The organism is Corynebacterium sp. HMSC036D02, from assembly GCF_001836165.1.
In the GTDB taxonomy this organism is placed as follows: domain Bacteria; phylum Actinomycetota; class Actinomycetes; order Mycobacteriales; family Mycobacteriaceae; genus Corynebacterium.
Window position 1 is genome coordinate 18,204 of the sequence record NZ_KV827655.1, and the last position, 22,731, is coordinate 40,934.

Consider the following 22,731-nt stretch of genomic DNA (forward strand, 5'->3'; position numbering starts at 1 on the left):
AGGGCGTGAGTTACTCTTCGCCACTTCTTTCCCGGCCCGGAGCCGCTGAGTTCCAGGGCACCACGCTTGTCGATGTCTCCGGGGTCCCCTGGCACTATGGAAACCCCCTCGTGGAGCAGCGCGTGGTGGAAACAGGATCCGCCATCATCGACCGCTCCCATCGCCGCGTCATCGCGGTGTCTGGCCCCGATGCCCGCGCCTTCCTGCATAACCTCCTGAGCCAGAAGCTCGACGACGTAGACAGTGGCTTTTCCGCAGGCGCCCTTGACCTCAACATTCAGGGCCACGTCCTGCACCACATGGATCTGTCCTTCGACGGGGACACCTTCTACCTCGACGTGCCCACAGCACAGTTCGATTCTTTGCGGGATTTTCTCACCGCCATGGTGTTCTGGTCCGAGGTCACTGTAGAGGAAGCAGACGCGGCGATCATCACCGTGCTAGGTCAAACACTGCAGAAGCCTTCGACGGCCTTGGTCGAACGCTGCATGCAGTGGCCGGGCTGCCCGCGCCAGGATTTCCTCGTGCCGCGCCCACAGCTGGATGCTGCCGTAGCAGAGCTGGAGAAACAGGGCGGAAGCCTAGCGGGTCTCATGGCTTATACCGCGGAACGAGTACGCGCACGTGAGCCCGAACTGGCCGCTGACCTTGATGAAAAGACCATCGCCCATGAGGTCCCACAATGGATCCGACGCAACGACGATGTGCCCGCGTTCGTTCACCTAGAAAAAGGTTGCTACCGCGGACAGGAGACAGTAGCGCGCGTAGAAAACCTCGGCCGCTCTCCCCGTTTGCTGGTCATGCTTTACCTCGACGGGTCTGCCCCAGAGCGCCCCGTTAGCGGCGCCGACATCACGCTCGGGGGTCGGCGCGTTGGCAGGCTCGGAACCGTGGTGGAGGATTGCGATTATGGCCCCATCGCCCTTGGTCTGATTAAGCGCAGTGCTCTCAACCACGGGGATCTGAGCATTGGTCCTGTGGCGGCATCGGTTGAACCAGATTCCATCCCCACTGATGAGGGGCCCAAGGCTGGGCGCGCCGCTGTGGACCGCCTGCGCGGGAAATAGTGGCGAATTACACATTCGCCTCTTCTCCGCGGGCTACAGCCCTTTTCGACGCGACGCTGGGGGGTAGTTCGGAATTTTTTCGTCACACAGGCTATGGTGTCTTACAGGAACATACACATATCTGACTAAGACGATGGGGCGGCCAAGAATCCCTGGACCGCCCTACACACCTCAAGGGGGTCATGCACATGGGACGCGGACGCGCAAAGGCAAAGCAGACCAAAGTTGCACGCCAGCTGAAGTACAATTCGCCCGAGATGGATCTGGATTCGCTCCAGCGTGAACTCGCCTCACAAAACTCCAAGCGCTCCCGCGATGAGGACGAGGACCCGTACTCGGAGTACGCGGACTACGAGGACTATGCGGATCGCTGGGACTCGGACGAGTGGGATGAGGATGATTCCGACGCACGCTAAGCGCGTGGATCACTTCCCCACCGTGCACAGCACGTAAGCAAAGGGCCGGCAAGCTTCCCCCTCAATAAGAGGAGGAAACTGCCGGCCCTGTTCCTTTCCCAGGTTCCGCGCCTAGGACCTAGAACCCTGGGTGCTCCCCCGTCATAAGAACGCGCGGCTCGCCTTCTTCGGCAACGCGGACGGTACCCAACTCCCATGCTTCAACGTGGCGGGCAGTCATCATGGCCAGTGCGCGCTCGCGATCCTCCGGCGCAACGACGGCGATCATGCCGACGCCCATGTTGAAGGTCTTCTCCATCTCTTCGAGCGCAACCTTGCCCACCGAGGAAATGGTCTTGAAGATCTGGCCCGGAGTCCACGTCGAGCGGCTCACCTCAGCGGTCAGGCCCTCCGGGATGACACGCTCCAGGTTGCCGGCGAGGCCGCCGCCGGTGACGTGGCAGAAGGTGGACACCGCGCACTCAGATACCAGGGCCAGGCAGTCCTTGGCGTAGATGCGAGTTGGCTCCAGCAGCTCCTCCCCGAGGGTGCGGCCGAGATCTTCCATGTAGCCGTCGAGCGGCAGACCCGCCTGCTCTAGGAGCACGTAGCGCGCCAGGGAGTAGCCGTTGGAATGCAGGCCGGAGGACTTCATCGCGATAAGCACGTCGCCGTCGCGTACCTTGTCCGGGCCGAGGAGCTCATCAGCCTCCACCACGCCAACAGCGGTGGCGGAGACGTCGTATTCGTCCTTGCCCATCACACCTGGGTGCTCCGCAGTCTCGCCGCCGAGGAGGGCAGCACCAGCCTGGACGCAGCCCTCAGCAATGCCCTTGACAATCTCCGCTACCTTTTCCGGCACTACCTCGCCCACGGCGATGTAGTCCTGCAGGAAGAGCGGCTCAGCGCCGCACACGACAAGATCATCCACGCACATGGCAACGAGGTCGATGCCGATGGTGTCGTGCTTGTCCATGGCCTGGGCCACAGCCAGCTTGGTGCCTACGCCATCAGAGCCAGCCGCAAGGACCGGCTCCTTGTACTCCCCCAGCTTGAATAGGCCGGCGAATCCGCCGAGCCCGCCCATAACCTCGGGGCGGGTGGCGCGCTTGGCGTGGGGGGTGATTAGCTCTACTGCGCGGTCGCCTTCCTCAATGTTGACGCCGGCGGCAGCATACGTGTTCTCGCTCATGAGTGACTTAGTCCTTATTCGTTAGTTGTCGTCGAGCCCTGCAGGGTGCGCACGGCCTCAGCATTGGGGTTTCCGGCAGGCAGTCCGAGTGGGTACTTACCGTCGAAACATGCGCAGCACAGTTCGTTGCGCGGCTGTTGAGTAGCCGCCACCATCTCATCGGTGGAGACAAATCCCAGTGAATCCGCACCAATCGCGGTGCAGATGGTCTGTGCTACCTCTTCCGGATCATCGGAGGGGTTGGCGTTGGCAATGAGCTCTCCTGGGGAGGCGAAGTCGATGCCGTAGAAGCACGGCCACTTCACCGGCGGGGAGGCGATGCGCACGTGGACTTCGGCAGCACCGGCTTCCCGCAACATCCGGATCAGCGCGCGCTGCGTGTTACCACGCACGATTGAATCATCCACCACGACGATGGACTTGCCTTCAATGACCTCCCGCAGCGGGTTGAGCTTGAGGCGAATGCCCATCTGGCGCTGGGACTGCGTGGGCTGGATGAAGGTGCGGCCCACATAAGAGTTCTTCACCAAGCCGTGCGCGAAGGTCAGCCCGGATTCGCGGGCATAACCGACGGCAGCCGGGTTGCCGGACTCGGGAACGGGGATCACCATGTCCGCATCGGGTGCCGGGTACTGGCGCGCTAGGCGCCGCCCAATTTCCACGCGCGTGGCGTTGACAGAACGGCCCTTGATATTCGTATCGGGCCGAGCTAGATAGACATATTCAAAGACACAGCCATGGCGCTTGGTCTCGGCGAAGCGCTCGGAGCGGATTCCGGTCTCATCGATGGCAACGAGCTCGCCCGGTTCGATCTCCCGGATAAACTGCGCGCCGACGATGTCGAGCGCACAGGTCTCACTGGCTACCACCCAGCCGGTAGTGAGGCGGCCGAGGGCAAGCGGGCGCACGCCATGTGGGTCACGCGCCGCATACAGGGTGTGCCCGTCAGTGAAGGTGAGGCAGAAGGCACCTTTTACGGTAGGCAACAAGTGCAGGGCCGAATCAAAGACGGTGTTGTCCTCGTTGACGCCGTCCGCCAACAAGATGGACAAGCACATGGAATCCGAGACGGACTCTTCCTGCGGCTTGATCAGCCCGCGCCGCATGGCCTCTGCGCGCAGCTCCAGGTAATTTACTAGGTTTCCGTTGTGGCCGAGCGCGATGTCAACGCCGCTGGGCGACGTCCCAAACATCGGCTGCACATTCGACCATTCCTTGCCACCCGCAGTGGAATAACGCGTGTGACCGACGGCCACGTTTCCGTGCAGTGAGGTGAGGATGGATTCATCAAAAACATTGGAGACTAGGCCCATGTCTTTGAAGACAACAATGCGGTCATCATCCCCGACCGCGATGCCGGCGGCCTCTTGGCCGCGGTGCTGGAGGGCGAAAAGTCCGAAGTAGGTTAACTTGGAAACCTCTTCTCCTGGTGCCCAAACACCGAAGACTCCGCACTCTTCGCGGGGCTCCGGATCCAGGCTGGGATCCGTAGACAGGGGCTTAGTCATGCTCTGGACGTGTTCAGCTACCACGGCGCTAATCCTAGCTGTTCCGGCCAGTGAAAACTAACGGAATCACGGGCAGGCAGCCAGCGATCTCGTGAGAGCGGGAGCCGGAGGCGTCCACGCGGCCGTCGTGAAGCGCCTGCTCCCAGTCCAGGACGCCCGTGGCCAGCTGCAACCATGTCTGGGGATCCGTCTCCACCACATTCGGAGGGGTGCCCCGGGTGTGCCGGGGCCCGTCAATACACTGCACTGCCACGAATGGGGGGACCCGCAGTTCCACGGAGTGGCCCGGCGCGTCCGCCTCTAACAGGCGGGCTGTGGTCCGAGTGGCTTTCGCAAGAGCCGGGCGACCTGGCTTTTCCACCCCTTCAGGGTCACGAATCCACTCCTCCACTGCTTCGACAGCGGCACGGGTGGTTGCGGCATCAACAGCCTTCTTCATACGCTACGCACGCTCCCTGATACTTTGTTATCCATGTCACCAACCATGCCACCAAGCTCCTCGGAAGAAAAGAAGCCTGTCCCGACCGGGAAGTCCCCCTCCATCACGCTGCGGTTTATGGCCGCCCCGACAGATCTCACCATCGCCGGCGCCCAAGGCATCGGCGGCGGGCGTGTTTTGGAGTGGATCGATAAGGCCGCCTATGCGTGCGCGGTTCAATGGTCCGGTACCTACTGCGTGACTGCCTACGTGGGCCACATCCACTTCACGCGCCCAATCCCTTCGGGCCACTTGGTGGAGGTGCGCTCGCGCATCGCGATGACGGGGCGGTCCTCCATGCACATCGTCAACGAGGTGCTCTCCGCAGACCCGCGCGATGGCATCTTTACCCGCGCGTGCGACTGCCTCGTCATCTTCGTAGCCAAAGATACCGAAACCGGGAAGTCGGTGGCTGTTCCGCCGCTGATTCCGGACTCCACTGAGCACCAGCGCGTATGGGAGGCCGCGGAATCCCGCATCGAGCTGCGCAAAGCCATCGAAGCGGAGATGGAAAAGCAGACTTATGACGGCCCGTCCGACGCTCCCCGCATGGTCAACCGCTTCTTGGCCAAGCCCACCGACGTCAACTGGGGCGGCAACGTCCACGGCGGAACGGCGATGGAATGGATTGATGAGGCGGGCGCTGCCTGCACCATGGAATGGTCGGGCGAGCACACCGTTGCGGTCTATGCCGGTGGTATTCGCTTCTACCGTCCGATTCATATTGGAGACCTCATCGAGGTGGATGCCCGTATGATGCGCACGGATACCCGCTCGATGCAGATGTCCGTCCACGTGCGCTCGGGCAACCCGCGCGGCGGCCGCGAAAAACTGGAGACCGCCATCCACGCCACAGTCTCCTACATGGCGATGGATGCTGACTGGCAGCCACTAGCCGCCCGCCAGTTCACTCCCCGCACCGAGGAGGACAAGCGCCTCTGGGAGCACGCCGGCATCCTCCGCGGACTGCGCGGCAAGTACTCCCCGAAGCCACTGGTGGTGGCACCGAAGCACCAGCACGTGGATTAATTGCTAATCCAGCGGCTCAACCCTGCACACCACGTGGAGTGAGCTGGGGTCCTTGGCCTTGCGCAACGTAAGAGTACGGTTTTTACCACCGCCGTCCGTTTCGCCGCCTGGGGCCACGTAGACACCCGTGGTCGCCGGAAGAATGACCGGCTTGTAGAAGTCCGCGCTGATGCGAACAGCACCCGGAAGGGTGCCGTCAAGCACCGACAGCATACGGGCGTGCGTGTACATGCCATGCGCAATGGGCGCGGGGAAACCGAAGAGTTTGGCACCCACGGCGGAGACGTGGATGGGGTTCTTATCACCAGACGCCGCCGCATAGACGCGAGTGCTCTCGGCGCTAAAGCGCAGCGTTGCCGTAGGGGTCCCCACCTCGTCGCCGGAGAAGTCGAGGAAACGCTCGGCTTCTGGGCGGGTTCTCACTTGCCGCGGGGTGTCCTTGGTGAATTTCGCACCCTGGCCTAGGAAGACTGATGTCTGGCGCCAGATCTCCTCGCCGCCCACGCTGTAGGTGGTCACCATATCGATGACCAAGCCTTTGCGGTGTGGGCGCAGGTTTTCCGCATGCACGGCGATGTCATAGCGCTCGTCGACGCGCAGCGGGCGTGTCTGCTCAATGCGGTTGGACAGGTGCACCACGCCCACAGCGGGGAAAGGAAAATCCGGAGCGGCCATCACCTTGATGGCGAGCGGGAAGGCCAGCGCGTACAGATAAGTAGCGGGCAGCTCGTTGCCCAGGCGCAGGCCCGTGGCTTGACAGTAGCGAGCCAGGTGCTCGGTGTCTACGCGCACTCCCGCGACCCGGTAAGCAGTCTGTGGGTCGTCGACCTTGCGCTTGCCTGCCCCCAGCCCGGGGATGGGCACCGCACCCACCGTGAGTTTGCGATAGAGCGCAGGAAGATCTGGAATCTCGTTGAGTGTGGTGACGTTCATTTAGGCTCCCATGAGGTTCTGGCCGCAAACGCGGACGGTGTTGCCGCTCACCGCGGCGGAGGCCGGCGAGGCGAAGAAGGCGACGGTCTCGGCGACGTCGACAGGCAAGCCACCTTGCTGCAGTGAGTTCAGGCGGCGGCCGATCTCGCGCGGGCCGGTCGGCATCGCCGCGGTCATGGCGGTTTCAATAAAGCCCGGCGCCACTGCGTTGATGGTGGAGCCGTTCTCAGCGAGGACGGGACGCAGGGCGTCGACCAGCCCAATGATTCCGGCCTTAGTGGTGGCGTAATTCGTCTGGCCGCGATTGCCGGAAATACCCGCCATGGAGGACACACCAATCACTGCGGCACCCGGCGCGAGGGAGCCAGACTCCAGGAGGTTTTCGGTGATGCGCACCGGCGCCAGAAGGTTAACGGCCAGGACAGCATCCCACTGGCCTTCATTCATATTGGCCATAAGCTTGTCGCGGGTAATACCGGCGTTGTGGACGATGACGTCAATGGCTCGGCCGTGGCGCTCCTGCGCGTGCTGAGCAATCTTATCTGCGGCTTGGGGGTCGGTGACGTCGAGGGGCAGCGCGGTGCCCTTGACCTTGTTCGCGGTCTTGGCCAAGTGCTCGCTGGCCTGCGGGATGTCGATGCAGATGACGCTCGCACCATCGCGCGCCAGCACCTCAGCAATGGTGGCGCCGATGCCGCGGGCCGCACCAGTCACCACCGCCAACCGCCCGTCAAGGGGCTGCTCCCAGTTCTGCACTTCGCCATTGGTTGCCGGGGAATCGTGTCCCTGGGCGCTGACGCGCACAACCTGCCCGTCCACGAAGGCCGACTTCCCAGAAAGGAAGAAGCGGAGCGTGGACTCCACCTCTGCGGTGGCAGCAGGGTCTGCCCAGACCAGGTTTACGGTGCCGCCCTTGCGCATTTCCTTGGCCAGGGAACGGGTGAATCCTTCGAGGGCACGGGCGGCAATGCGGGCGTCGATAGTGTCCGCAGCTTCCGGGGTGGTGCCGACGACCACCAAGCGCGCGCACGGCAGGAGGTTGCGCATCTGCGGGTTGAAGAAATCATAGAGCTCGCGCAGCTTTTCGGGGGTGTCCAGGCCGGTGGCGTCGAAGACGAGGGCGGCGCGCTTCGCCTCCGCGGAAGCATTGATGACCTGGTAGTCCACGGCTAGCTGGGAACTCAGAAACTCAGCGATGCGCCCCTGGCCGCCAATGACGATGGGGCCATCGAGCGCTGGTTCCCCAGCCTTGTGGCGACGCAGGGGGTGGCCTTGGGGTACTCCTGCTTTGGCGGCGAGCGGTGAGTTGATGAGCTTCTCAGCAAATGTGACGTTCGGCATAGGCTGGCATGTTCCTTTCTCGATTCTTCACAACCTTGCGAGCTTTGTTGAGCTGGTTGCAAGGTTAGTTAATTGAGTGATAGAACTAACAATATCACTTTAGTTGTGACGCGAAATGAACAGTCGGGTTGCTCCCCCCCTCCCGCTGGGACGATTCGCACCAGACCACTCGCGAAGGAGTTTTCAATGACCAACCCCCCGCACCGCGTAGCCATCCTCGGCGGTAACCGCATTCCCTTTGCTCGCTCCAATAAGCAGTACGCCCACGCGTCCAACCAAGACATGCTCACCAGTGCGTTGGATGGACTCGTCGCACGTTACGGGCTTCACGACGAACGCCTCGGCCTCGTCGCCGCCGGCGCTGTGCTCAAGCACTCCCGCGATTTCAATCTGACCCGCGAGTCGGTCCTCGGTTCCGCGCTCGACTCGACCACCCCAGCACTCGATATGCAGCAGGCCTGCTGCACTTCTCTTGCGGCAGCTATCCATGTCGGTGATGCCATTGCCCAAGGCCGGATCTCCGCCGGCATCGCAGGAGGCACGGACACCACCTCGGATGCCCCGCTGGCTGTCAATGACACGCTGCGCCGCACACTACTCAATCTCACCCGCGCCAAGACGGCCGCGCAGCGCGCCCAGCTCATCGGCTCCATCCGCCCGTCGCAGCTGGCCCCGGAACAGCCGCAGAACGGCGAACCCCGCACCGGTCTCTCCATGGGTGACCACGCCGCCATCACCGCCCGCGAGATGAACGTCAGCCGCGAAGCCCAGGACAAGCTGGCACTCGCCTCCCACCAGAACCTCCACAAGGCCTGGGAGGAGGGTTTCTTCGATGACCTCACCACCGGCTTCCTCGGCGTCAATCGCGATACCAACCTGCGTCCGGATTCCTCCCTGGAGTCCCTAGCCAAGCTCAAGCCGGTCTTTGGTAAACACGATGCCGAGCAGCACGGCACACAGGCGACGATGACAGCAGGCAACTCCACGCCGCTGACCGACGGCGCCTCCGTCGCTCTCCTCAGCTCTGAAGAGTGGGCGGCTGAGCACAACATCGAGCCCCGCGCCTTCCTGGTGGATTCCGAAACCGCGGCCGTCGACTTTGTCCACGGCCCAGATGGCCTACTCATGGCCCCTACCTACGCGGTTCCTCGCCTGCTGGAGCGCAACAATCTGAGCCTGCAGGATTTCGATTTCTACGAGATCCACGAAGCCTTCGCCTCCCAGGTACTCGCCACCCTGTCTGCGTGGGAGGACGAAACCTACTGCCGCGAGCGCCTCGGCCTGCAGTCCGCGCTGGGCCCCATCGACCGCGCCAAGCTCAACGTCAAGGGCTCTTCCCTTGCTGCCGGCCACCCCTTCGCCGCCACCGGCACCCGCATCCTCGCCACCACCGCCAAGATTCTTGAAGAAAACGGCGGCGGACGCGCCCTCATTTCCATCTGCGCCGCCGGCGGCCAGGGTGTCGCGGCCATCGTCGAGCGCTAAAAACTTCCCTCCCAGAAAGGACCCCACCATGGCACTCACCAAGTCCTCCTCGGACAAGAAACCCGTCTCCCCAGAGCTCAACAACCAGGCCTCCACCGACGCCCCCAAGGCCGAGGCCCGCAGCCCACACCGCCTGCCCACCACCCCCAAGCCTTCCGTCGCCACCGAGCTTGCCGCGCTTCTCGACGGCCCCCACGCCGCCTTCCGCCAGGAGCTGCGCACCTTCCTCAACGATCCTTCGCTCTTCCCGAACCCGGATCTGCCCATGGCGGAGCAGCGCCTACACACCTTTGAGAACCTCTCCAAGGTTCGTGACTTCGGCGGATTCAACCACGGCCTGCGCCGCGCCAACGGCGGTGCCGGCAAGCCAAATCTCTCCACCTTCACCCTCGAGGGCTTGGCGTGGGTCGACGGTTCGCTGGCGATTAAGTCCGGTGTGCAGTGGGGCCTGTGGGGTGGAGCGCTGGATCAGCTAGGCACCGAGCGCCACCTCAAGTGGGTTGAGAAGGCCGCCAGCCTGGAGTTGCCGGGCTGTTTCGCCATGACTGAGCGCGGCCATGGTTCCGATGTGCAATCCCTCGAGACCACCGCCACCTTCGACCCGGATACCGATGAGTTCATCATCAACACCCCCTCCGATTCCGCGGTGAAGAACTACATCGGTAACGCCGCCAAGGATGGCCGCGCGGCCGTCGTCTTCACCCAGCTCATCACCCCGGATAGCGACGGCCGCTCCCACGGCGTCCACGCCATCATCGTCCCCATCCGCGATGAAGAAGGCAAGGAGCTGCCAGGCGTTACCTTGGGCGATCATGGCCACAAGGGTGGTTTGGTAGGCGTCGATAATGGCACCCTGCGCTTCGACAACGTCCGCGTGCCGCGCGAAAACCTGCTCAACCGCTTCGCCGATGTGGACGAGAACGGCAAGTACTCCTCCCCCATCGAGTCCAAGAATGCTCGCTTCTTCACCATGCTGGGCACTCTCATCCGCGGCCGCATCGGCGTATCCGGCGCAGCGGGTGCCGCCACCGAGGCATCCCTGGACATTGCGATTCGCTACGCCAACCGCCGCCGCCAGTTCGAAGGCGCCACCGGCGCGGAAAAGCGCCTCATCGAGCACCGTCAGCACCGCCGCCGCCTACTCATTCCGCTGGCCCGTACGTACGCACTGCACCTGCTCTACAACCAGATTCTGGAGCGCTACCAGGAGCAAAACGATCAGCACGAGGCTGGCACCTGGTCTGTGACGGAACCGACCGAAGAGCAGAAATTCGCCTCTCGCGAGATGGAGTCTCTGGCCGCAGCCATCAAGACTGCACAGACCCAGCACGCTACACGCACCATTCAGGAATGCCGCGAGGCCTGCGGCGGCGCCGGCTATATGTCAGAGAACCGCCTGACCACCTACCGCGCCGATTCCGATGTCTTCGCGACCTTCGAGGGTGATAACACGGTGCTCATTCAGATGGTGGGCAAGAACCTGCTCACCGCTTATGGCCGCGCGATGAATGACATGAGCCCGTGGGACACCGTGAAGTACGCAGCCTCCACCGCCACCGATGTGGTTCGTCGCCGCTACGGTTTCACCACCCGTCTGCAAAGCCTGGTGGACCGCGTGAATCCCTCTGAGGCTTCGCTTTTCGACGCCACCTACCAGGCCAAGCTGATCGACGACCGCGCCCAGTCCATCCTCTTCTCCCTCGTGCGCCGCATCCAGCCGGCCCGCAAGGCCGATAAGGTGCAGGCTGCTGCCATCGTTGACCAGTGCCAGGATCACCTCATCGCCGCCGGCTGGGCTCGTGTGGATACTTTGTTGGTCCAGGCCATGATTGAGGCAGAGGAGCGTCTTGAGGAAGGTTCGCTGGCGCGCCAGGTCTTTGAGCAGCTGCGCCACCTCTTCGTCTTCGACACCTTGGTTCAGCACGCGGGCTGGTACCAGGAGCACAACCTGATCCCGGCTGGCCGCATCAAGGCTGCCCGCGCCGCCATCAACGACCTTGTTGATTCGCTGGCACCGTGGTCCGTCGTTCTCGTGGATGCCTTCGGCGTCCCGCCTGAGGTCCACAACATCCCGATGCTCACCGAGGCCGGTGTGGATCCGCTCCACGTCTAGCCACTCCACGCATGCTGAGGGCACTTCCGCCACCTGGCGGGGTGCCCTCCCTGTCTTTCAGTCACGCGCAGTATCACGCATTTAACATCCACAAGCATGACTACCTCACACGCCATGTTCTCCAGTTCCTTCCCGCCTTCCGATGACCTCTTGGTTTCCGGCACCCTCCGCAACGACATCTCGCTTCATCTGTGCCACGGCCATTCACACCAGGACATTCACAATGACTTCATTGAGCTTCTCGACGATCCTTCCGAGTGGACGACAGTGCGCACGGATCCCTTCCCGGAAGACTTCGATGCCATCATCGACGAAGTTGCCGCTGAGTACGCACATAAGGTCACAGAGAAGTCCGCAGACGCACAACGTCTCGACGCCCTTCGGGGTGAACTGCGACAGCGCAACCTAGCTTTCAGCTTTGACGAGGGGTGGGACGCCTCCGACGGCGCTGAGTGCGGCGCCGAAATGGCGGAAGAAGACGGTGCCGCAGGATATGTTTATTGCCACATGCAGGACGTCGACAGGCTGATCCATACCGGAGACCTCTTCTTCGGTTTCGGCACGATGAAAACCGATGCCGAGCTCAGCACACCTGTGGCCGTTGGCGAGCTACTCGTCGAAGCGCTGCACGCTGTTGGTTTCAACCCCACGTGGGATGGCAACCCTAACGCACGTGTACTCTGCCAGGGCCTCGTCGTCGAGTACCCGCTCGCTGAGGACCTCACCAACTCCGAATAGGCTCCTTCCATAGCGCCCATAAAGCTATCCCCCTCCCGTTCGGCTAGCCCGCAACAACCATCCAGATGGCTACCATGTGCACCACCGCCGCGGCAATCGTCGCGGTGTGAAAGTGTTCGTGGTAGCCATACCAGCGCGCGTTGCGCCCCGGCCACTTAAAGCCGTACATCAACGCACCCAACGAGTAGACCACCCCACCTGCGAACAGCAGCCACACCACGGCCGGTCCAGCGGATTGCCACAGATTCGGCAACAGAGGCAGGATGAGCCAGCCCAACACGAGATAGACCACCACGTCCAGCCACCGTGGGTGATTAATCCACACCAAGTTCAAGACAACACCCATGATGGCGCCCACCCACGCAGCAGCCAGCATCCATAGCGCCTGCGTCGGGTCCAGCACGATGGCGCACAGCGGCGTGTAGGTCGCCGCAATGAACACCGAAATCGTTGCGTGATCAGCACGCCGCCACCACTGCACCGCGCGCATAGATACCCACGGCCAGCGGTGGTACAACGCCGAGACCGTAAAGAGACCAACCACGCCGACGCCATAAACCGTCACCGCTAGCCCCTGCCACCACGGCAGCGTCATCCACGCAAAGGTAATCAAAACCGTCGATGCGATCAGGGAGGCAATGGCCGCGAAGAAGTGCCCCCAGCCACGCGTTAGTGGGCGCGGGCCGCGGTCCGCCATCCAGTAGGTGCGCTGAATGCGCTGCTCCATAGTGCTGTGATCGCGCATAGCGCTTTCTGCAACTGGCGAATCTTGCGGGGAAGATATGTGAGCACTGGGTGCGTTCATAGTGATGGCCCTTGCCTTATCTGAAATGCAGGTCATGCGAATAACGCATTCACCCCCAAAACTTACGTACCCGTAAATATACGGCCGAGCATTGCGGCGGACAAGGGTTGAGCGAAAGTTTTCGCCAGGTTTTCTGCCGATATTTGCAGTTCGGCAGAGTTAACAACGTAAACTACACTCGTTATGTTTTCCTATGTCTCACGTTCTCGCCGCGCCGCGGCGCTGTTCGCAGCTGCCATGGTGGCACTGGGGGCGGCGTCGGCAGGCATTGGCTCCGCCTCCGCCCAATCCAGCACCATCGGTGAGGTTTCCTCGCGCGTGACCAACCCGCAGCCCTGGCTGGGTGACAAGCCTTTCATCACCGCGAAGCGCCACATGGGTGGCAACCACTGGGTGGTGGACGTGTGGTCCCCGGCCAACCGTGCGGTGATTTCTAATAACGTCTTGCTCCCCGAGGGCGATAAGCCGCGCCCCTCCTTCTACTTGCTGCCCGGCGTGGAGGGCGGCCAGGCCGGCATGAACTGGATGACGCACTCCGATATCCGCCATTGGGCCGTGGGCAAGAACGTCAACGTGGTGATGCCGCTTGGCGGCGCTTACTCTCTCTACACCGATTGGAATGCCGAGGATCCTATCCTGGGTGTCAACAAGTGGAACACCTACATGACCGCTGAGTTGCCCCCGCTGATCGACGCCGAATTCCACGGCACCGGCCGCGACGCCATCGGCGGCATTTCCTCCACCGGCGGCGCTGCACTCGACATCGCCGGCCACGCCCCACAGCGCTACAAGGCCGCGGCTTCCTACTCCGGCTGCCCGGTACGCTCCGGCGCGATTGGATTCCCCACTTCCACCGCAATGATCGCCTACGGCGGCGGCTCCTCCTTCAATGCATGGGGCTTGCCGGGCTCCCCGCAGTGGTTCGAGCACGACCCCAACGCCAACCCCGGACGCCTGCGCGACGTCGAAGTCTTCGTAGGCTCGGCCTCCGGTACCCCGGGCCCCATCGATGGCGCCAACAACCCGGCCCAGTGGCTCGGCCCCCGCGTGGTAGAGATGGTGGCCAACCAGTGCTCGGAGGAATTCACCCGCAACGCCCGCAACGCCGGGGTGCGCGTGAACCGTTACTTCAGCCCCCAGGGTTCGCACACCTTCAACCTCTTCTCCCACCAGATGAAGCTGAGTTGGGACCAGACCATCGCCCGCACCATCGGCGCTTAAGCAGTAGCAGGTTGCTGCCTTACTTCGGGCGCAATTTCCCAGCGCTGCCACAACCCCGGACGATTTCCCCGATGCACCCTCATTTCACCGAGCCTCGGATGAACAACTAGACCTTTAACGTGCACGTCTACCTGAAAAATGGGATTGACGCATTTCAAGGTCCTACGGTAAAATTTTGGTTAATAGTTCAGCCCGCCCGGTTTCTCTTCGGAAACTCGGAGTGGGCTGGATCTCTATTTGCACCGTTCCGCCGATCCGATCCCCACAACAACTCGTCCCCTCTCTAGATTGGCTTCCCATGTCTTCATCGCTCAAGCCAGCAGCGACCATTGACGAGCATATTATTCGACTGCAAAACCGTGGCATGAAAATCGACAGAGCTTTAGCTGAACAATGGTTTTCACACGTTAGCTACTACCGACTTTCTGCCTATTGGTATCCAGCCAGACAATTCAATGAAGACGGAACTAGTCGTTCTAGCCACTTCGTCGATGGTACCGACTTTGCACAGGTCGTCTCCTTATATGAAGCCGATAGGAAACTCCGTACCTTAATCCATGACGGAATGGAGCGAATCGAAGTAGCGATGCGAACCAAGCTCGTCGAACTGCTGTGTGCTCGACACCCCAATGATCCTACTTTCTACCTCCGCTCAGACGACTTTCGGTCAAACTTTGACCACGTGTCGTGGCTGAGTACAGCGTATGGACGACTCGCGAGGGCAAAGAAGAACGACGCCGTGAAGCACTACATTGAACAATACGGTGGACAGTATCCCATGTGGGTTGTGGCTGAAGTGCTCGATTTTTCGGACATTTCAAAGCTCTATGCAGGCTTGGGATCCAACGATCAGCGATCGATTTCGGAAGCGCTGAAAATAAAGATCAACTTCTCCAGTTTGAATAGGAATCAGAAACAAAGACTTACGAAGAAACATCCGCTGGCGAGTTGGCTCGAGCAGCTAACTGTTATTCGGAATACCTGCGCGCACCACGGTAGGCTCTGGAATCGTTCTTTTGCTCCGGCTCCTACTGAAGTGATCCGTAACAATGGGAACCTATACCTCCTGCCAGAGAATCAAAGTGAAAGGCTATTTGGTGCTTTGATTATCATGGCGCATTTACTGAGGACCGTCTCTCCCGGATCAACCTGGCCCAACAAAGTAGTGGCTTTACTAGACGAGCACTTCCTCACCAATCCACTTGTTGAAAAAGCCAGTATCGGTATTCACAGCAATTGGGACGAAGAAACGCTTTAGGCTCTTCTCGTACTTTGAGAGCTACGGACCCAAGTGAATATGGTGAGTCCTGCGAGCCAGTTGACAGCAACTTCCCTAGAACGATGAAGCTGAGCTGGGACCAGACCATCGCCCGCACCATCGGTGCTTAATTAGTTGGTTCCTAGAAAGCTATCGCCTCACGGCTCGCGGCATGCTCACAATCTTCACCTCGGCCAGTCTTGGTGGATTAATGACTACCTCTGAGCTCATCAAATGACGAAGATATAAAAGATATAAAGGGATAAAAAGGTACCGGGCAAGGCCTCGCATAAGCGAGAACCCTGCCCGGTTGCAGTGTTGTATGTGTGGTCTACTCCACGACGGAGTTGGCACCCACCGCGTGGCCGAAGAGGTCCGGCAGGGTTGCTGCCCAGGCCTCGCGCAGCTCGGAGACAGCGATGGACTCGCCGCCGAGCTCCAGCTCACCGTTGTCGGTGGTCTGGCCCACGACGACGGCCGGAACGCCGCACTCCTCGGCGCGCTGCAGCAGCATGTCGACGCGGTCAGCGGTCGTTGCTACGAGCACGCGGGAGGCGGACTCAGAGAAGGCGGCCACAAAGGCATCCTCGTGAACCTTGGGCAGGTCCAGGCTCAGGCCCACGCCGCTGCGCTTAGCCATCTCGAATGCGGTGACAGCAAGGCCGCCCTCAGAGAGGTCGTGAGCTGCAGTTAAGCCCTCGTTACCCACGAAGAAGTCCGCGAGGCGCTGCTCATTAGCCAGGTCCACCTGCGGGGGCAGGCCGTTGAGCCCGTTCTTCGCCTCATGGCCCTGCTCGTGAGCGCTCACCTGCTGCCAGATGGAACCGCCGAACTCATCCTTGGTCTCACCCAGGAGCACGAGAACCTCCGGCTCCTCCACGAGGCCAAGCTCGTTGCCGATGGACTTGTGGACGTCATCGATAACGCCCAGGACGCCCACGACGGGCGTCGGCAAGATCGGCTCCTCGCCGGTCTGGTTGTAGAAGGAGACGTTGCCGCCGGACACGGGGATGCCGAGTTCCACGGCACCGTCAGCAAGCCCATGCACGGACTCGCGGAACTGCCACATCACGTCCGGGTTTTCCGGGGAGCCATAGTTGAGACAGTTGGTGATGGCGACCGGTCGGGCACCGGTCACGGCGACGTTGCGGTAGGCCTCCGCCAACGCCAGGCGGGTACCCATGTTCGGATCCAGCTTGGTGTAGCGCCCAGAAGCATCGGCCGATACCGCGATACCGCGGCCGGTCTCCTCGTCGATGCGCAGCACACCAGCGTTCGCGTGGTGGGACTGCACGGTATTGCCACGCACGTAGCGGTCATACTGCTCGGTGATGAAATCACGCGAGCACAGCGCCGGGGAGGCCACAAGCTTCTTCAGTGCTACGGTGAGGTCCTGCTTCTCCACGCCCTTGAACTCCTGCAGCGCATCCTGCCACTCCGGGCGAGCATAGGGGCGGTCGTAGACCGGGGCCTCGTCCGCGATGGTGCCGGCCGGGGCATCCACGACGACCTCGCCCTGGTGGCGAATGATGAGGTGCTTGCCAGTGGTGACCTCACCGATCTCGGCGCAGGTGACATCCCAACGCGCGCAGATCTCCTTGAACTTCTCCACGTTCTCCGGGGTCACCACGGCGCACATGCGCTCCTGAGACTCGGAAGCAAGAATCTCTGCGGCGGTCATGTTCTTCGCACGCAGCGGGACGTTGTCCAGGTTGATCTCCATGCCGCCATCGCCGGCGGCGGCCAGCTCGGAGGTAGCGCAGGCCAGGCCCGCGCCGCCCAAGTCCTGGATGCCCACGACGATGCCGGACTTGTACAGCTCCAGGCAGCACTCGATGAGGACCTTCTCCGCGAACGGGTCACCCACCTGAACGGCTGGCAGCTTGCGCTCCGCGCCGTCCTCGAAGGTGTCAGAGGCCAACACGGACACGCCTCCGATGCCATCGAGGCCGGTGCGCGAGCCGAAGAGCATGACCTTGTTGCCGGTACCGGAGGCGAAGGCCAGCTTGAGGTCGTCCACCTTCAGCGTGCCCACGCACAACGCGTTGACCAGCGGGTTGCCGGCATAGGACTCATCAAAAACAGTTTCGCCACCAATGTTGGGCAGACCCAAGCAGTTGCCGTAGTGCGAAATACCTCCGACAACGCCAGGCAAAACGCGCTTGGTGTCGGGCGCATCAGCCGGGCCGAAGCGCAGCTGGTCCATCACGGCAATCGGGCGAGCGCCCATCGCCATGATGTCGCGGACGATGCCACCCACGCCCGTCGCGGCACCCTGGTGCGGCTCCACGTAGGAGGGGTGGTTGTGGCTTTCCACGCGGAAGGTCACCGCGTTGCCGTCTCCGATGTCCACCACGCCGGCGTTCTCACCGATGCCGGCGAGGATCTTGGAGCCCATCTCCTCGGTCATGGTTTCGCCGAAGTAGCGCAGGTGCGTCTTGGAGGACTTATAAGAGCAGTGCTCCGACCACATCACGGAGTACATAGTCAGCTCGGCGTCGGTCGGGCGGCGGCCCAGGATCTCGCGAATGTGCGCGTATTCGTCATCCTTCAGGCCCAATTCGCGGTAGGGCTGGTCCAGCTCAGGCTGCGAGGCCGCCTGCTCGACAGTGTCGTTGTGTACGGTCATTGTTTCTCCTTTAACCGTCGGCGCGGGTTAAGCGACGACCTTGAGGGCGGACACAAACAAACCCAGACCGTCGGTGGACGGGCCGGTGAGAAGATCGATGGCATGCTCCGGGTGCGGCATCAGCCCCACCACGTTGCCGGCCTCGTTGGTGATGCCGGCAATGCCATTGATGGAGCCGTTGAAGTTATCGGTATAGCGGAAGACCACGCGGCCCTCGCCCTCCAGGCGCTCCACGGTCTCCGCATCCGCCTGGAAGCGGCCCTCGCCGTGCTTCGCCGGAATCAGGATTCGCTGACCCTGCTCAAACTCGCTGGTCCAGGAGGTCTGTGCGTTCTCCACCTCGAGGTAGGTATCCACACAGTGGAAATGCAGGCCCTGGTTGCGAGTCAGGGCGCCGGGCAGCAGGCCGGCCTCCGTCAGAATCTGGAAGCCATTGCAGATGCCGAGCACCGGCATGCCCTTATTCGCGGCATCGACGACCGCGCGCATCACCGGGGCCAGCGCCGAAATTGCGCCGGAGCGCAGGTAGTCACCGTAGGAAAAGCCACCGGGGACAACGACGGCGTCCACTCCTCGCAGGTCCTCATCCGCATGCCACAGGGACACGACTTCGGCGCCGGCGGTGCGGGCGGCGCGGGCCGCGTCGACGTCGTCAAGCGTGCCAGGGAAGGTAATAACGCCGATCTTCATTACTGGATGACCTCGTAATCCTCGATCACGGTGTTGGCCAGCAGAGTGGAAGCCACCTTCTCCAGCTCCTCGGCGCTGACCGAATCATCAACTTCAATCTCAAAGCGCTTGCCCTGGCGCACGTCGCTGACACCAGCAACCCCCAGGCGGCCCAGCGCGCGAACGACGGCCTGACCTTGCGGGTCCAAAATCTCGGCCTTGGGCATGACATTGACAACTACACGAGCCATGAAAATTTTGCCTTACTGTGCGTGAGTATAGGTGCCCCGCCAGTCTATCCCGCCGGCGAGAAAGATTCGGAATCTTGGGGGGTGATGAATTCAAACCAAACGGCTGAGGAATTCTTGGGGAATCCCACCTTAACCCCCAGCTCACGTAAAGCGCTCCGGTATCGCGCGCCCCGAAACCCGGGTAGAACGAGATGCATTGTCCTGTTCTCACCTATCCAAGGAACCTCTCATGCATTTCAAACGCATTGGCTCACTCGCCATCGCTGCCCTTGTCTCTACCTGCATTGTTGTCCCCCAGGCCAGTGCGGCGGTGGACGGCTCCAACGCCGTTATCTCTGAGGTCTACGGTGGCGGCGGCAACAAGGGTGCCGCGTTTAACCACGATTTCATCGAGCTTTATAACCCCACCTCGGCTGACCTCGACCTCACTGGCTGGTCCGTGGAGTACCTATCCGCTTCTGGCAACTCAGGCGGAAAGCACGAGCTGTCCGGCTCCATCCCGGCCGGGGGCTACTTCCTCATCCAGGAAGGTGGCGGCAGCAACGGTGAACCGCTGCCTGCTCCTGATGCAGAAGGGAACCTGAACTTGTCCGGCTCCAAGGGCTCGGTGAAGATTTACGACGCCTCCGGTGCCGAGGTAGACCTCGTGGGGTACGGGGAGGCGTCGCTAAGCGAGGGCTCCCCTGCCCAAGCCCTAAACAACTCCACCTCTGCGCAGCGCGACGCCAAGGGCACCGACACCGACGACAACGCCGCGGACTTGAGCGCTGCAGCGCCGACGCCGAAGTCTGCCGGCGGGGCCGCCCCGCAACCGGACCCAGCTCCGGCCGAGCCGGGCGCGGCCGTCACCATCCCGGAGATCCAGGGCACCGGCGCGGAGTCCCCGTTCAAGGGCCAGAACGTCACTACCCAAGGCGTTGTCACCGCGGTGTGGCAGGGCGAGAAATCCCTCAACGGCTTCACCATCCAGTCCCCGGGCACGGGAAAGACCGCGCCGACCGAGGCCTCCGAAGCGGTCTTCGTCTACACCGGTGGCACCGGCTTCTACCCAGAAATTGGGGAGTCCGTCGAGGTCACCGGCACCGTTGATGAGTACTTTGGACAAACCCAGGTTGCCCTGAGCACCGGCTCCACGCTTGACGACGCCCTCTCCCCCATCACCCCGCTGGCCATCGATGCCCTACCGGAAGGCGATGAAGAGCGAGAGAAGCTCGAGTCCATGCTGCTCAAGCCCGGCGTGCACACCGTGACCGATAACTATGGTCTCAACCGCTACGGCGAGCTCGGTCTAGCGCCGGGCACCGAGGCACTGCGTCAGCCCACGGACATCGTCTCCCCAGGCACCCAGGAACAGAAGGACATGGAGGCCGCTAACGCGGCGAAGTACGTCATCTTGGACGACGGCTCCACGCGCGACTTCTCCCGCGATGGTGCATCCACGAAGCTGCCCTACATCATGCAGAACGGTTCGGAGGTCAAGACGATCCGCACCACCAACCAGGTGGAGTTCGCGGACTCCGGTGTCATCCTGGGTTACGGTCACGACCAGTGGCGTTTCCAGCCCACCACGATGATTACGGGTGACTCCGCGACCGCGGACCTGCCAATTACGTGGGACCCGGCCCGCCCGGATGCCCCGCAAGTGGATGGCGATTACACCGTGGCGGCGTTCAACGTGCTCAACTTCTTCATCAACCTGGGCGAGGACAACGGCGCAAAATCCTACAAGGACCGTTTTGGCAACGGTGTTGGCTCTGATAGCCCCACCTTCCGCGGTGCGTGGTCCGAGTCCGCGTTCAACGACCAGAAGGGCAAGATCCTCACTGCGCTGGAGGGCCTTGATGCCGATGTCATTGGCCTGTCGGAGATTGAGAACGCCGCGAACACCGTGGGTGGCTCCTACGACGATGCCGTGAAGTACCTCGTGGGTGAGCTCAACTCCCGCGCGGGTTCTGAGAAGTGGGATTACGTCAAGGCCCCGGCGAACGCGTCGGCCGATACGGATGTCATCCGCACCGCCATGATCTACAAGAAGGACCGTGTTAAGCCGGTGGGTGAGGCAACGCTGCTGGAGGATGAGCGCTTTAAGGGCACCGCCCGTACCCCGCTCGCCGCGGAGTTCCAGTCGGTTTCCGATAGGTGCGCTGCTGAAGGCCCCGATTCTTTCGTGGTGGTGACCAACCATTTCAAATCCAAGGGCTCGGTGGCCAACGGTGATGCCGATACCGGCGACGGCCAGGGCAACAACCCGAACGTGCGCAATGCCCACGCCCAGGCCGTCCTCGATGGGCTGGCCAAGCAGCCGCAGTGGCAGAAGAAGGCCACCTTCGTCATGGGTGATTTGAACGCTTACTCCAAGGAAGATGCCATCTCTGTCTTCCGCAACGCCGGCTACACCATCCCGGTGGAAGAGCTCAATGCGCAAGAGGACTGGCAGGACGTGGCCTCCTACCAGTTCTCCGGCCGCCTCGGTTCCCTGGACCACATCTTGGCTAACGAGTACGTCGACGCGCAGGCCGCGCAGACCTGGAACATCAACTCCGATGAGCCGATTGCCATGGAATACTCCCGCCGCAACTACACCGGCGGCGATGTCTTTGAGGCTGATAACCCCTACCGCTCCTCCGACCATGACCCGGTCAAGGTGGGCTTTAGCCTTGCGACGGTGAAGCGCTCTGCGGACGAGCTCAAGGACTGCGACCCTGCTGAGGAGCCGGACCCGGCGGAGGAAGCCCGCGGCATCAAGTCCGTCACCGTTGATGACAACGGCCACCTCATCATCACCTATACCGACGGCACCACTGAGGACACTGGCAAGGTCGTCGGCGCCGATGGCAAGCCAGGTAGAGACGGCGCTGACGGCGTTGATGGCCAGGATGGTACCGACGGTAAGGACGGTAAAGACGGCGCTGATGGCAAGGACGGCCGCGGTATCGAATCCGTGACCACGAACGACAAGGGCGAGGTAATCATCACCTACACCGACGGCACAACCGACAACCTCGGTCTCCTGGCCGGTCCGAAGGGCGACCAAGGCGAGCCGGGCCACGATGGCGATAACGGCGCCCCAGGACGCAACGGCGAAGACGGTAAGGACGGAACGGACGGTCGAGATGGCAAAGACGGTCGCGGCATCACATCCGTGACCACCGACGCTGCGGGCAACCTCGTTGTGAAGTACACCGACGGTACCTCCGAAACCGTCAAGGTAGACAGCAAGCCTGCTAGCCGAACCGGTTCTTCTGCCGGCGAGCACTGCCTACCGACTGTCCTCGGTCTCGCCATCCCCGCAGCCCTCGCCATCCCGTTAGCCTTCCTTGGGTTTGCCAACACACAGTTCAACATCCCGGGCTTTGAGCCTGCCCGGAAGCAGATTGAGTCGATAACCCGCAACATCCCGCGCGAAGCTCAGTACGCTGCCGGTGGCCTCGGCCTGCTAGCTGCGCTTGGCATCATCGGCGCGGCCTGCGCTCCGACCGAGTCTGAGTAAGGCGCTCTGCTGAGCGTATTTTTCAGTCTCGTTAAGCTCCTCGATAGAGGGGCTTTTCTCGTAGCGGCCCAAAACCCCTCTAACCAGGAATTTTGTTCCTCCGGTTGCGGGGTTGCGGGAGCTGTTTTA

Annotated in this window: 18 protein-coding genes; 9 read left to right on the forward strand and 9 right to left on the reverse strand. The window is 62.0% G+C overall.

Annotation, left to right across the window (positions count from 1 at the left end):
• The first annotated feature begins 5 nt into the window (after nt 1–5).
• Both HMPREF2743_RS02650 and HMPREF2743_RS02655 read left to right on the forward strand, forming a co-directional pair.
• Nucleotides 6–1,067 (forward strand): CAF17-like 4Fe-4S cluster assembly/insertion protein YgfZ, encoded by a 1,062-nt coding sequence (locus tag HMPREF2743_RS02650; RefSeq protein WP_070818125.1) that lies wholly within the window; start codon nt 6–8, stop codon nt 1,065–1,067.
• Nucleotides 1,068–1,255: 188 nt separating this feature from the next.
• Complete coding sequence (locus HMPREF2743_RS02655; protein ID WP_210383598.1) at nt 1,256–1,483, forward strand: DUF3073 domain-containing protein; 228 nt, start codon at nt 1,256–1,258, stop codon at nt 1,481–1,483.
• A 118-nt stretch (nt 1,484–1,601) separates the two neighbouring features.
• Here the strand turns inward: HMPREF2743_RS02655 and purM are convergent, their stop codons facing one another.
• The 3 genes from purM to HMPREF2743_RS02670 are packed head-to-tail and all read right to left on the reverse strand — an operon-like array spanning nt 1,602 to nt 4,601.
• Nucleotides 1,602–2,654 carry a phosphoribosylformylglycinamidine cyclo-ligase gene (purM, locus tag HMPREF2743_RS02660; protein ID WP_070818126.1) on the reverse strand — a complete coding sequence of 351 codons (1,053 nt, stop codon included), beginning with the start codon at nt 2,652–2,654 and terminating at the stop codon, nt 1,602–1,604.
• 14 nt (nt 2,655–2,668) lie between these two features.
• Nucleotides 2,669–4,162, reverse strand: coding sequence for an amidophosphoribosyltransferase (gene purF / locus HMPREF2743_RS02665; RefSeq protein ID WP_210400242.1), 1,494 nt, complete (start codon nt 4,160–4,162; stop codon nt 2,669–2,671).
• Nucleotides 4,163–4,196: 34 nt separating this feature from the next.
• A complete protein-coding gene (locus tag HMPREF2743_RS02670) occupies nt 4,197–4,601 on the reverse strand; it encodes a sterol carrier family protein (RefSeq protein ID WP_070524780.1) in 405 nt (134 codons plus the stop codon).
• Between the two features lie 33 nt (nt 4,602–4,634).
• Here HMPREF2743_RS02670 and HMPREF2743_RS02675 point away from each other — a divergent pair, with 33 nt between their 5' ends.
• Nucleotides 4,635–5,669, forward strand: a complete 1,035-nt coding sequence (locus HMPREF2743_RS02675) for an acyl-CoA thioesterase (RefSeq protein ID WP_070524782.1) — start codon at nt 4,635–4,637, stop codon at nt 5,667–5,669.
• Between the two features lie 3 nt (nt 5,670–5,672).
• On the opposite strand, the gene HMPREF2743_RS02680 is transcribed toward HMPREF2743_RS02675, so the two are convergent.
• A complete protein-coding gene (locus HMPREF2743_RS02680) occupies nt 5,673–6,602 on the reverse strand; it encodes a MaoC/PaaZ C-terminal domain-containing protein (RefSeq protein WP_070745108.1) in 930 nt (309 codons plus the stop codon).
• Nucleotides 6,603–7,943: a 3-oxoacyl-ACP reductase gene (locus HMPREF2743_RS02685; RefSeq protein WP_070745107.1), complete on the reverse strand. Its 1,341-nt coding sequence runs from the start codon at nt 7,941–7,943 to the stop codon at nt 6,603–6,605.
• A gap of 186 nt (nt 7,944–8,129) precedes the next feature.
• On the opposite strand from HMPREF2743_RS02685, the gene HMPREF2743_RS02690 reads away from it, so the two are divergent.
• The 3 genes from HMPREF2743_RS02690 to HMPREF2743_RS02700 all read left to right on the forward strand — a co-directional run bounded on the left by HMPREF2743_RS02690 (nt 8,130) and on the right by HMPREF2743_RS02700 (nt 12,279).
• Nucleotides 8,130–9,428 carry an acetyl-CoA C-acetyltransferase gene (locus tag HMPREF2743_RS02690; RefSeq protein ID WP_070818128.1) on the forward strand — a complete coding sequence of 433 codons (1,299 nt, stop codon included), beginning with the start codon at nt 8,130–8,132 and terminating at the stop codon, nt 9,426–9,428.
• Between the two features lie 28 nt (nt 9,429–9,456).
• Complete coding sequence (locus HMPREF2743_RS02695) at nt 9,457–11,541, forward strand: acyl-CoA dehydrogenase family protein (RefSeq protein ID WP_070524789.1); 2,085 nt, start codon at nt 9,457–9,459, stop codon at nt 11,539–11,541.
• 96 nt (nt 11,542–11,637) lie between these two features.
• A complete protein-coding gene (locus tag HMPREF2743_RS02700) occupies nt 11,638–12,279 on the forward strand; it encodes a DUF6891 domain-containing protein (RefSeq protein ID WP_070818129.1) in 642 nt (213 codons plus the stop codon).
• A 43-nt stretch (nt 12,280–12,322) separates the two neighbouring features.
• Here HMPREF2743_RS02700 and HMPREF2743_RS02705 read toward each other — a convergent pair whose 3' ends face one another.
• Complete coding sequence (locus tag HMPREF2743_RS02705; protein ID WP_070524792.1) at nt 12,323–13,024, reverse strand: PAQR family membrane homeostasis protein TrhA; 702 nt, start codon at nt 13,022–13,024, stop codon at nt 12,323–12,325.
• Between the two features lie 243 nt (nt 13,025–13,267).
• Between HMPREF2743_RS02705 and HMPREF2743_RS02710 the strand changes: the two genes are divergently transcribed.
• Both HMPREF2743_RS02710 and HMPREF2743_RS02715 read left to right on the forward strand, forming a co-directional pair.
• Nucleotides 13,268–14,305, forward strand: a complete 1,038-nt coding sequence (locus tag HMPREF2743_RS02710; protein WP_070524794.1) for an alpha/beta hydrolase — start codon at nt 13,268–13,270, stop codon at nt 14,303–14,305.
• A 298-nt stretch (nt 14,306–14,603) separates the two neighbouring features.
• The gene (locus HMPREF2743_RS02715) at nt 14,604–15,563 is read left to right on the forward strand and encodes an Abi family protein (RefSeq protein WP_070524796.1); all 960 of its coding nucleotides are present in this window, start codon (nt 14,604–14,606) and stop codon (nt 15,561–15,563) included.
• A gap of 331 nt (nt 15,564–15,894) precedes the next feature.
• Here the strand turns inward: HMPREF2743_RS02715 and purL are convergent, their stop codons facing one another.
• From purL to purS, 3 genes are read right to left on the reverse strand one after another with little or no spacing between them, the layout of a single operon-like run.
• Nucleotides 15,895–18,192, reverse strand: a complete 2,298-nt coding sequence (gene purL / locus HMPREF2743_RS02720; protein ID WP_070524798.1) for a phosphoribosylformylglycinamidine synthase subunit PurL — start codon at nt 18,190–18,192, stop codon at nt 15,895–15,897.
• Between the two features lie 27 nt (nt 18,193–18,219).
• The gene (purQ, locus tag HMPREF2743_RS02725; RefSeq protein ID WP_070522890.1) at nt 18,220–18,882 is read right to left on the reverse strand and encodes a phosphoribosylformylglycinamidine synthase subunit PurQ; all 663 of its coding nucleotides are present in this window, start codon (nt 18,880–18,882) and stop codon (nt 18,220–18,222) included.
• Entirely contained in the window at nt 18,882–19,112 is a 231-nt protein-coding gene (gene purS, locus HMPREF2743_RS02730; protein ID WP_039676532.1) for a phosphoribosylformylglycinamidine synthase subunit PurS, read from the reverse strand. The genes purQ and purS overlap by 1 nt, the downstream gene beginning before the upstream one ends.
• Nucleotides 19,113–19,341: 229 nt before the next feature.
• On the opposite strand from purS, the gene HMPREF2743_RS02735 reads away from it, so the two are divergent.
• Nucleotides 19,342–22,602, forward strand: a complete 3,261-nt coding sequence (locus HMPREF2743_RS02735) for an ExeM/NucH family extracellular endonuclease (RefSeq protein ID WP_246820174.1) — start codon at nt 19,342–19,344, stop codon at nt 22,600–22,602.
• Nucleotides 22,603–22,731: the final 129 nt, after the last annotated feature.

Excerpts from the sequence above, each read along its gene's own strand:
- HMPREF2743_RS02655 (WP_210383598.1), top strand. The coding sequence starts at position 1,256 with ATGGGACGCGGACGCGCAAAGGCAAAGCAGACCAAAGTTGCACGCCAG.
- purM (WP_070818126.1), bottom strand. The coding sequence starts at position 2,654 with ATGAGCGAGAACACGTATGCTGCCGCCGGCGTCAACATTGAGGAAGGC.
- purF (WP_210400242.1), bottom strand. The coding sequence starts at position 4,162 with ATGACTAAGCCCCTGTCTACGGATCCCAGCCTGGATCCGGAGCCCCGC.
- HMPREF2743_RS02670 (WP_070524780.1), bottom strand. The coding sequence starts at position 4,601 with ATGAAGAAGGCTGTTGATGCCGCAACCACCCGTGCCGCTGTCGAAGCA.
- HMPREF2743_RS02675 (WP_070524782.1), top strand. The coding sequence starts at position 4,635 with ATGTCACCAACCATGCCACCAAGCTCCTCGGAAGAAAAGAAGCCTGTC.
- HMPREF2743_RS02680 (WP_070745108.1), bottom strand. The coding sequence starts at position 6,602 with ATGAACGTCACCACACTCAACGAGATTCCAGATCTTCCTGCGCTCTAT.
- HMPREF2743_RS02685 (WP_070745107.1), bottom strand. The coding sequence starts at position 7,943 with ATGCCGAACGTCACATTTGCTGAGAAGCTCATCAACTCACCGCTCGCC.
- HMPREF2743_RS02690 (WP_070818128.1), top strand. The coding sequence starts at position 8,130 with ATGACCAACCCCCCGCACCGCGTAGCCATCCTCGGCGGTAACCGCATT.
- HMPREF2743_RS02695 (WP_070524789.1), top strand. The coding sequence starts at position 9,457 with ATGGCACTCACCAAGTCCTCCTCGGACAAGAAACCCGTCTCCCCAGAG.
- HMPREF2743_RS02700 (WP_070818129.1), top strand. The coding sequence starts at position 11,638 with ATGACTACCTCACACGCCATGTTCTCCAGTTCCTTCCCGCCTTCCGAT.
- HMPREF2743_RS02705 (WP_070524792.1), bottom strand. The coding sequence starts at position 13,024 with ATGCGCGATCACAGCACTATGGAGCAGCGCATTCAGCGCACCTACTGG.
- HMPREF2743_RS02710 (WP_070524794.1), top strand. The coding sequence starts at position 13,268 with ATGTTTTCCTATGTCTCACGTTCTCGCCGCGCCGCGGCGCTGTTCGCA.
- HMPREF2743_RS02715 (WP_070524796.1), top strand. The coding sequence starts at position 14,604 with ATGTCTTCATCGCTCAAGCCAGCAGCGACCATTGACGAGCATATTATT.
- purL (WP_070524798.1), bottom strand. The coding sequence starts at position 18,192 with ATGACCGTACACAACGACACTGTCGAGCAGGCGGCCTCGCAGCCTGAG.
- purQ (WP_070522890.1), bottom strand. The coding sequence starts at position 18,882 with ATGAAGATCGGCGTTATTACCTTCCCTGGCACGCTTGACGACGTCGAC.
- purS (WP_039676532.1), bottom strand. The coding sequence starts at position 19,112 with ATGGCTCGTGTAGTTGTCAATGTCATGCCCAAGGCCGAGATTTTGGAC.
- HMPREF2743_RS02735 (WP_246820174.1), top strand. The coding sequence starts at position 19,342 with ATGCATTTCAAACGCATTGGCTCACTCGCCATCGCTGCCCTTGTCTCT.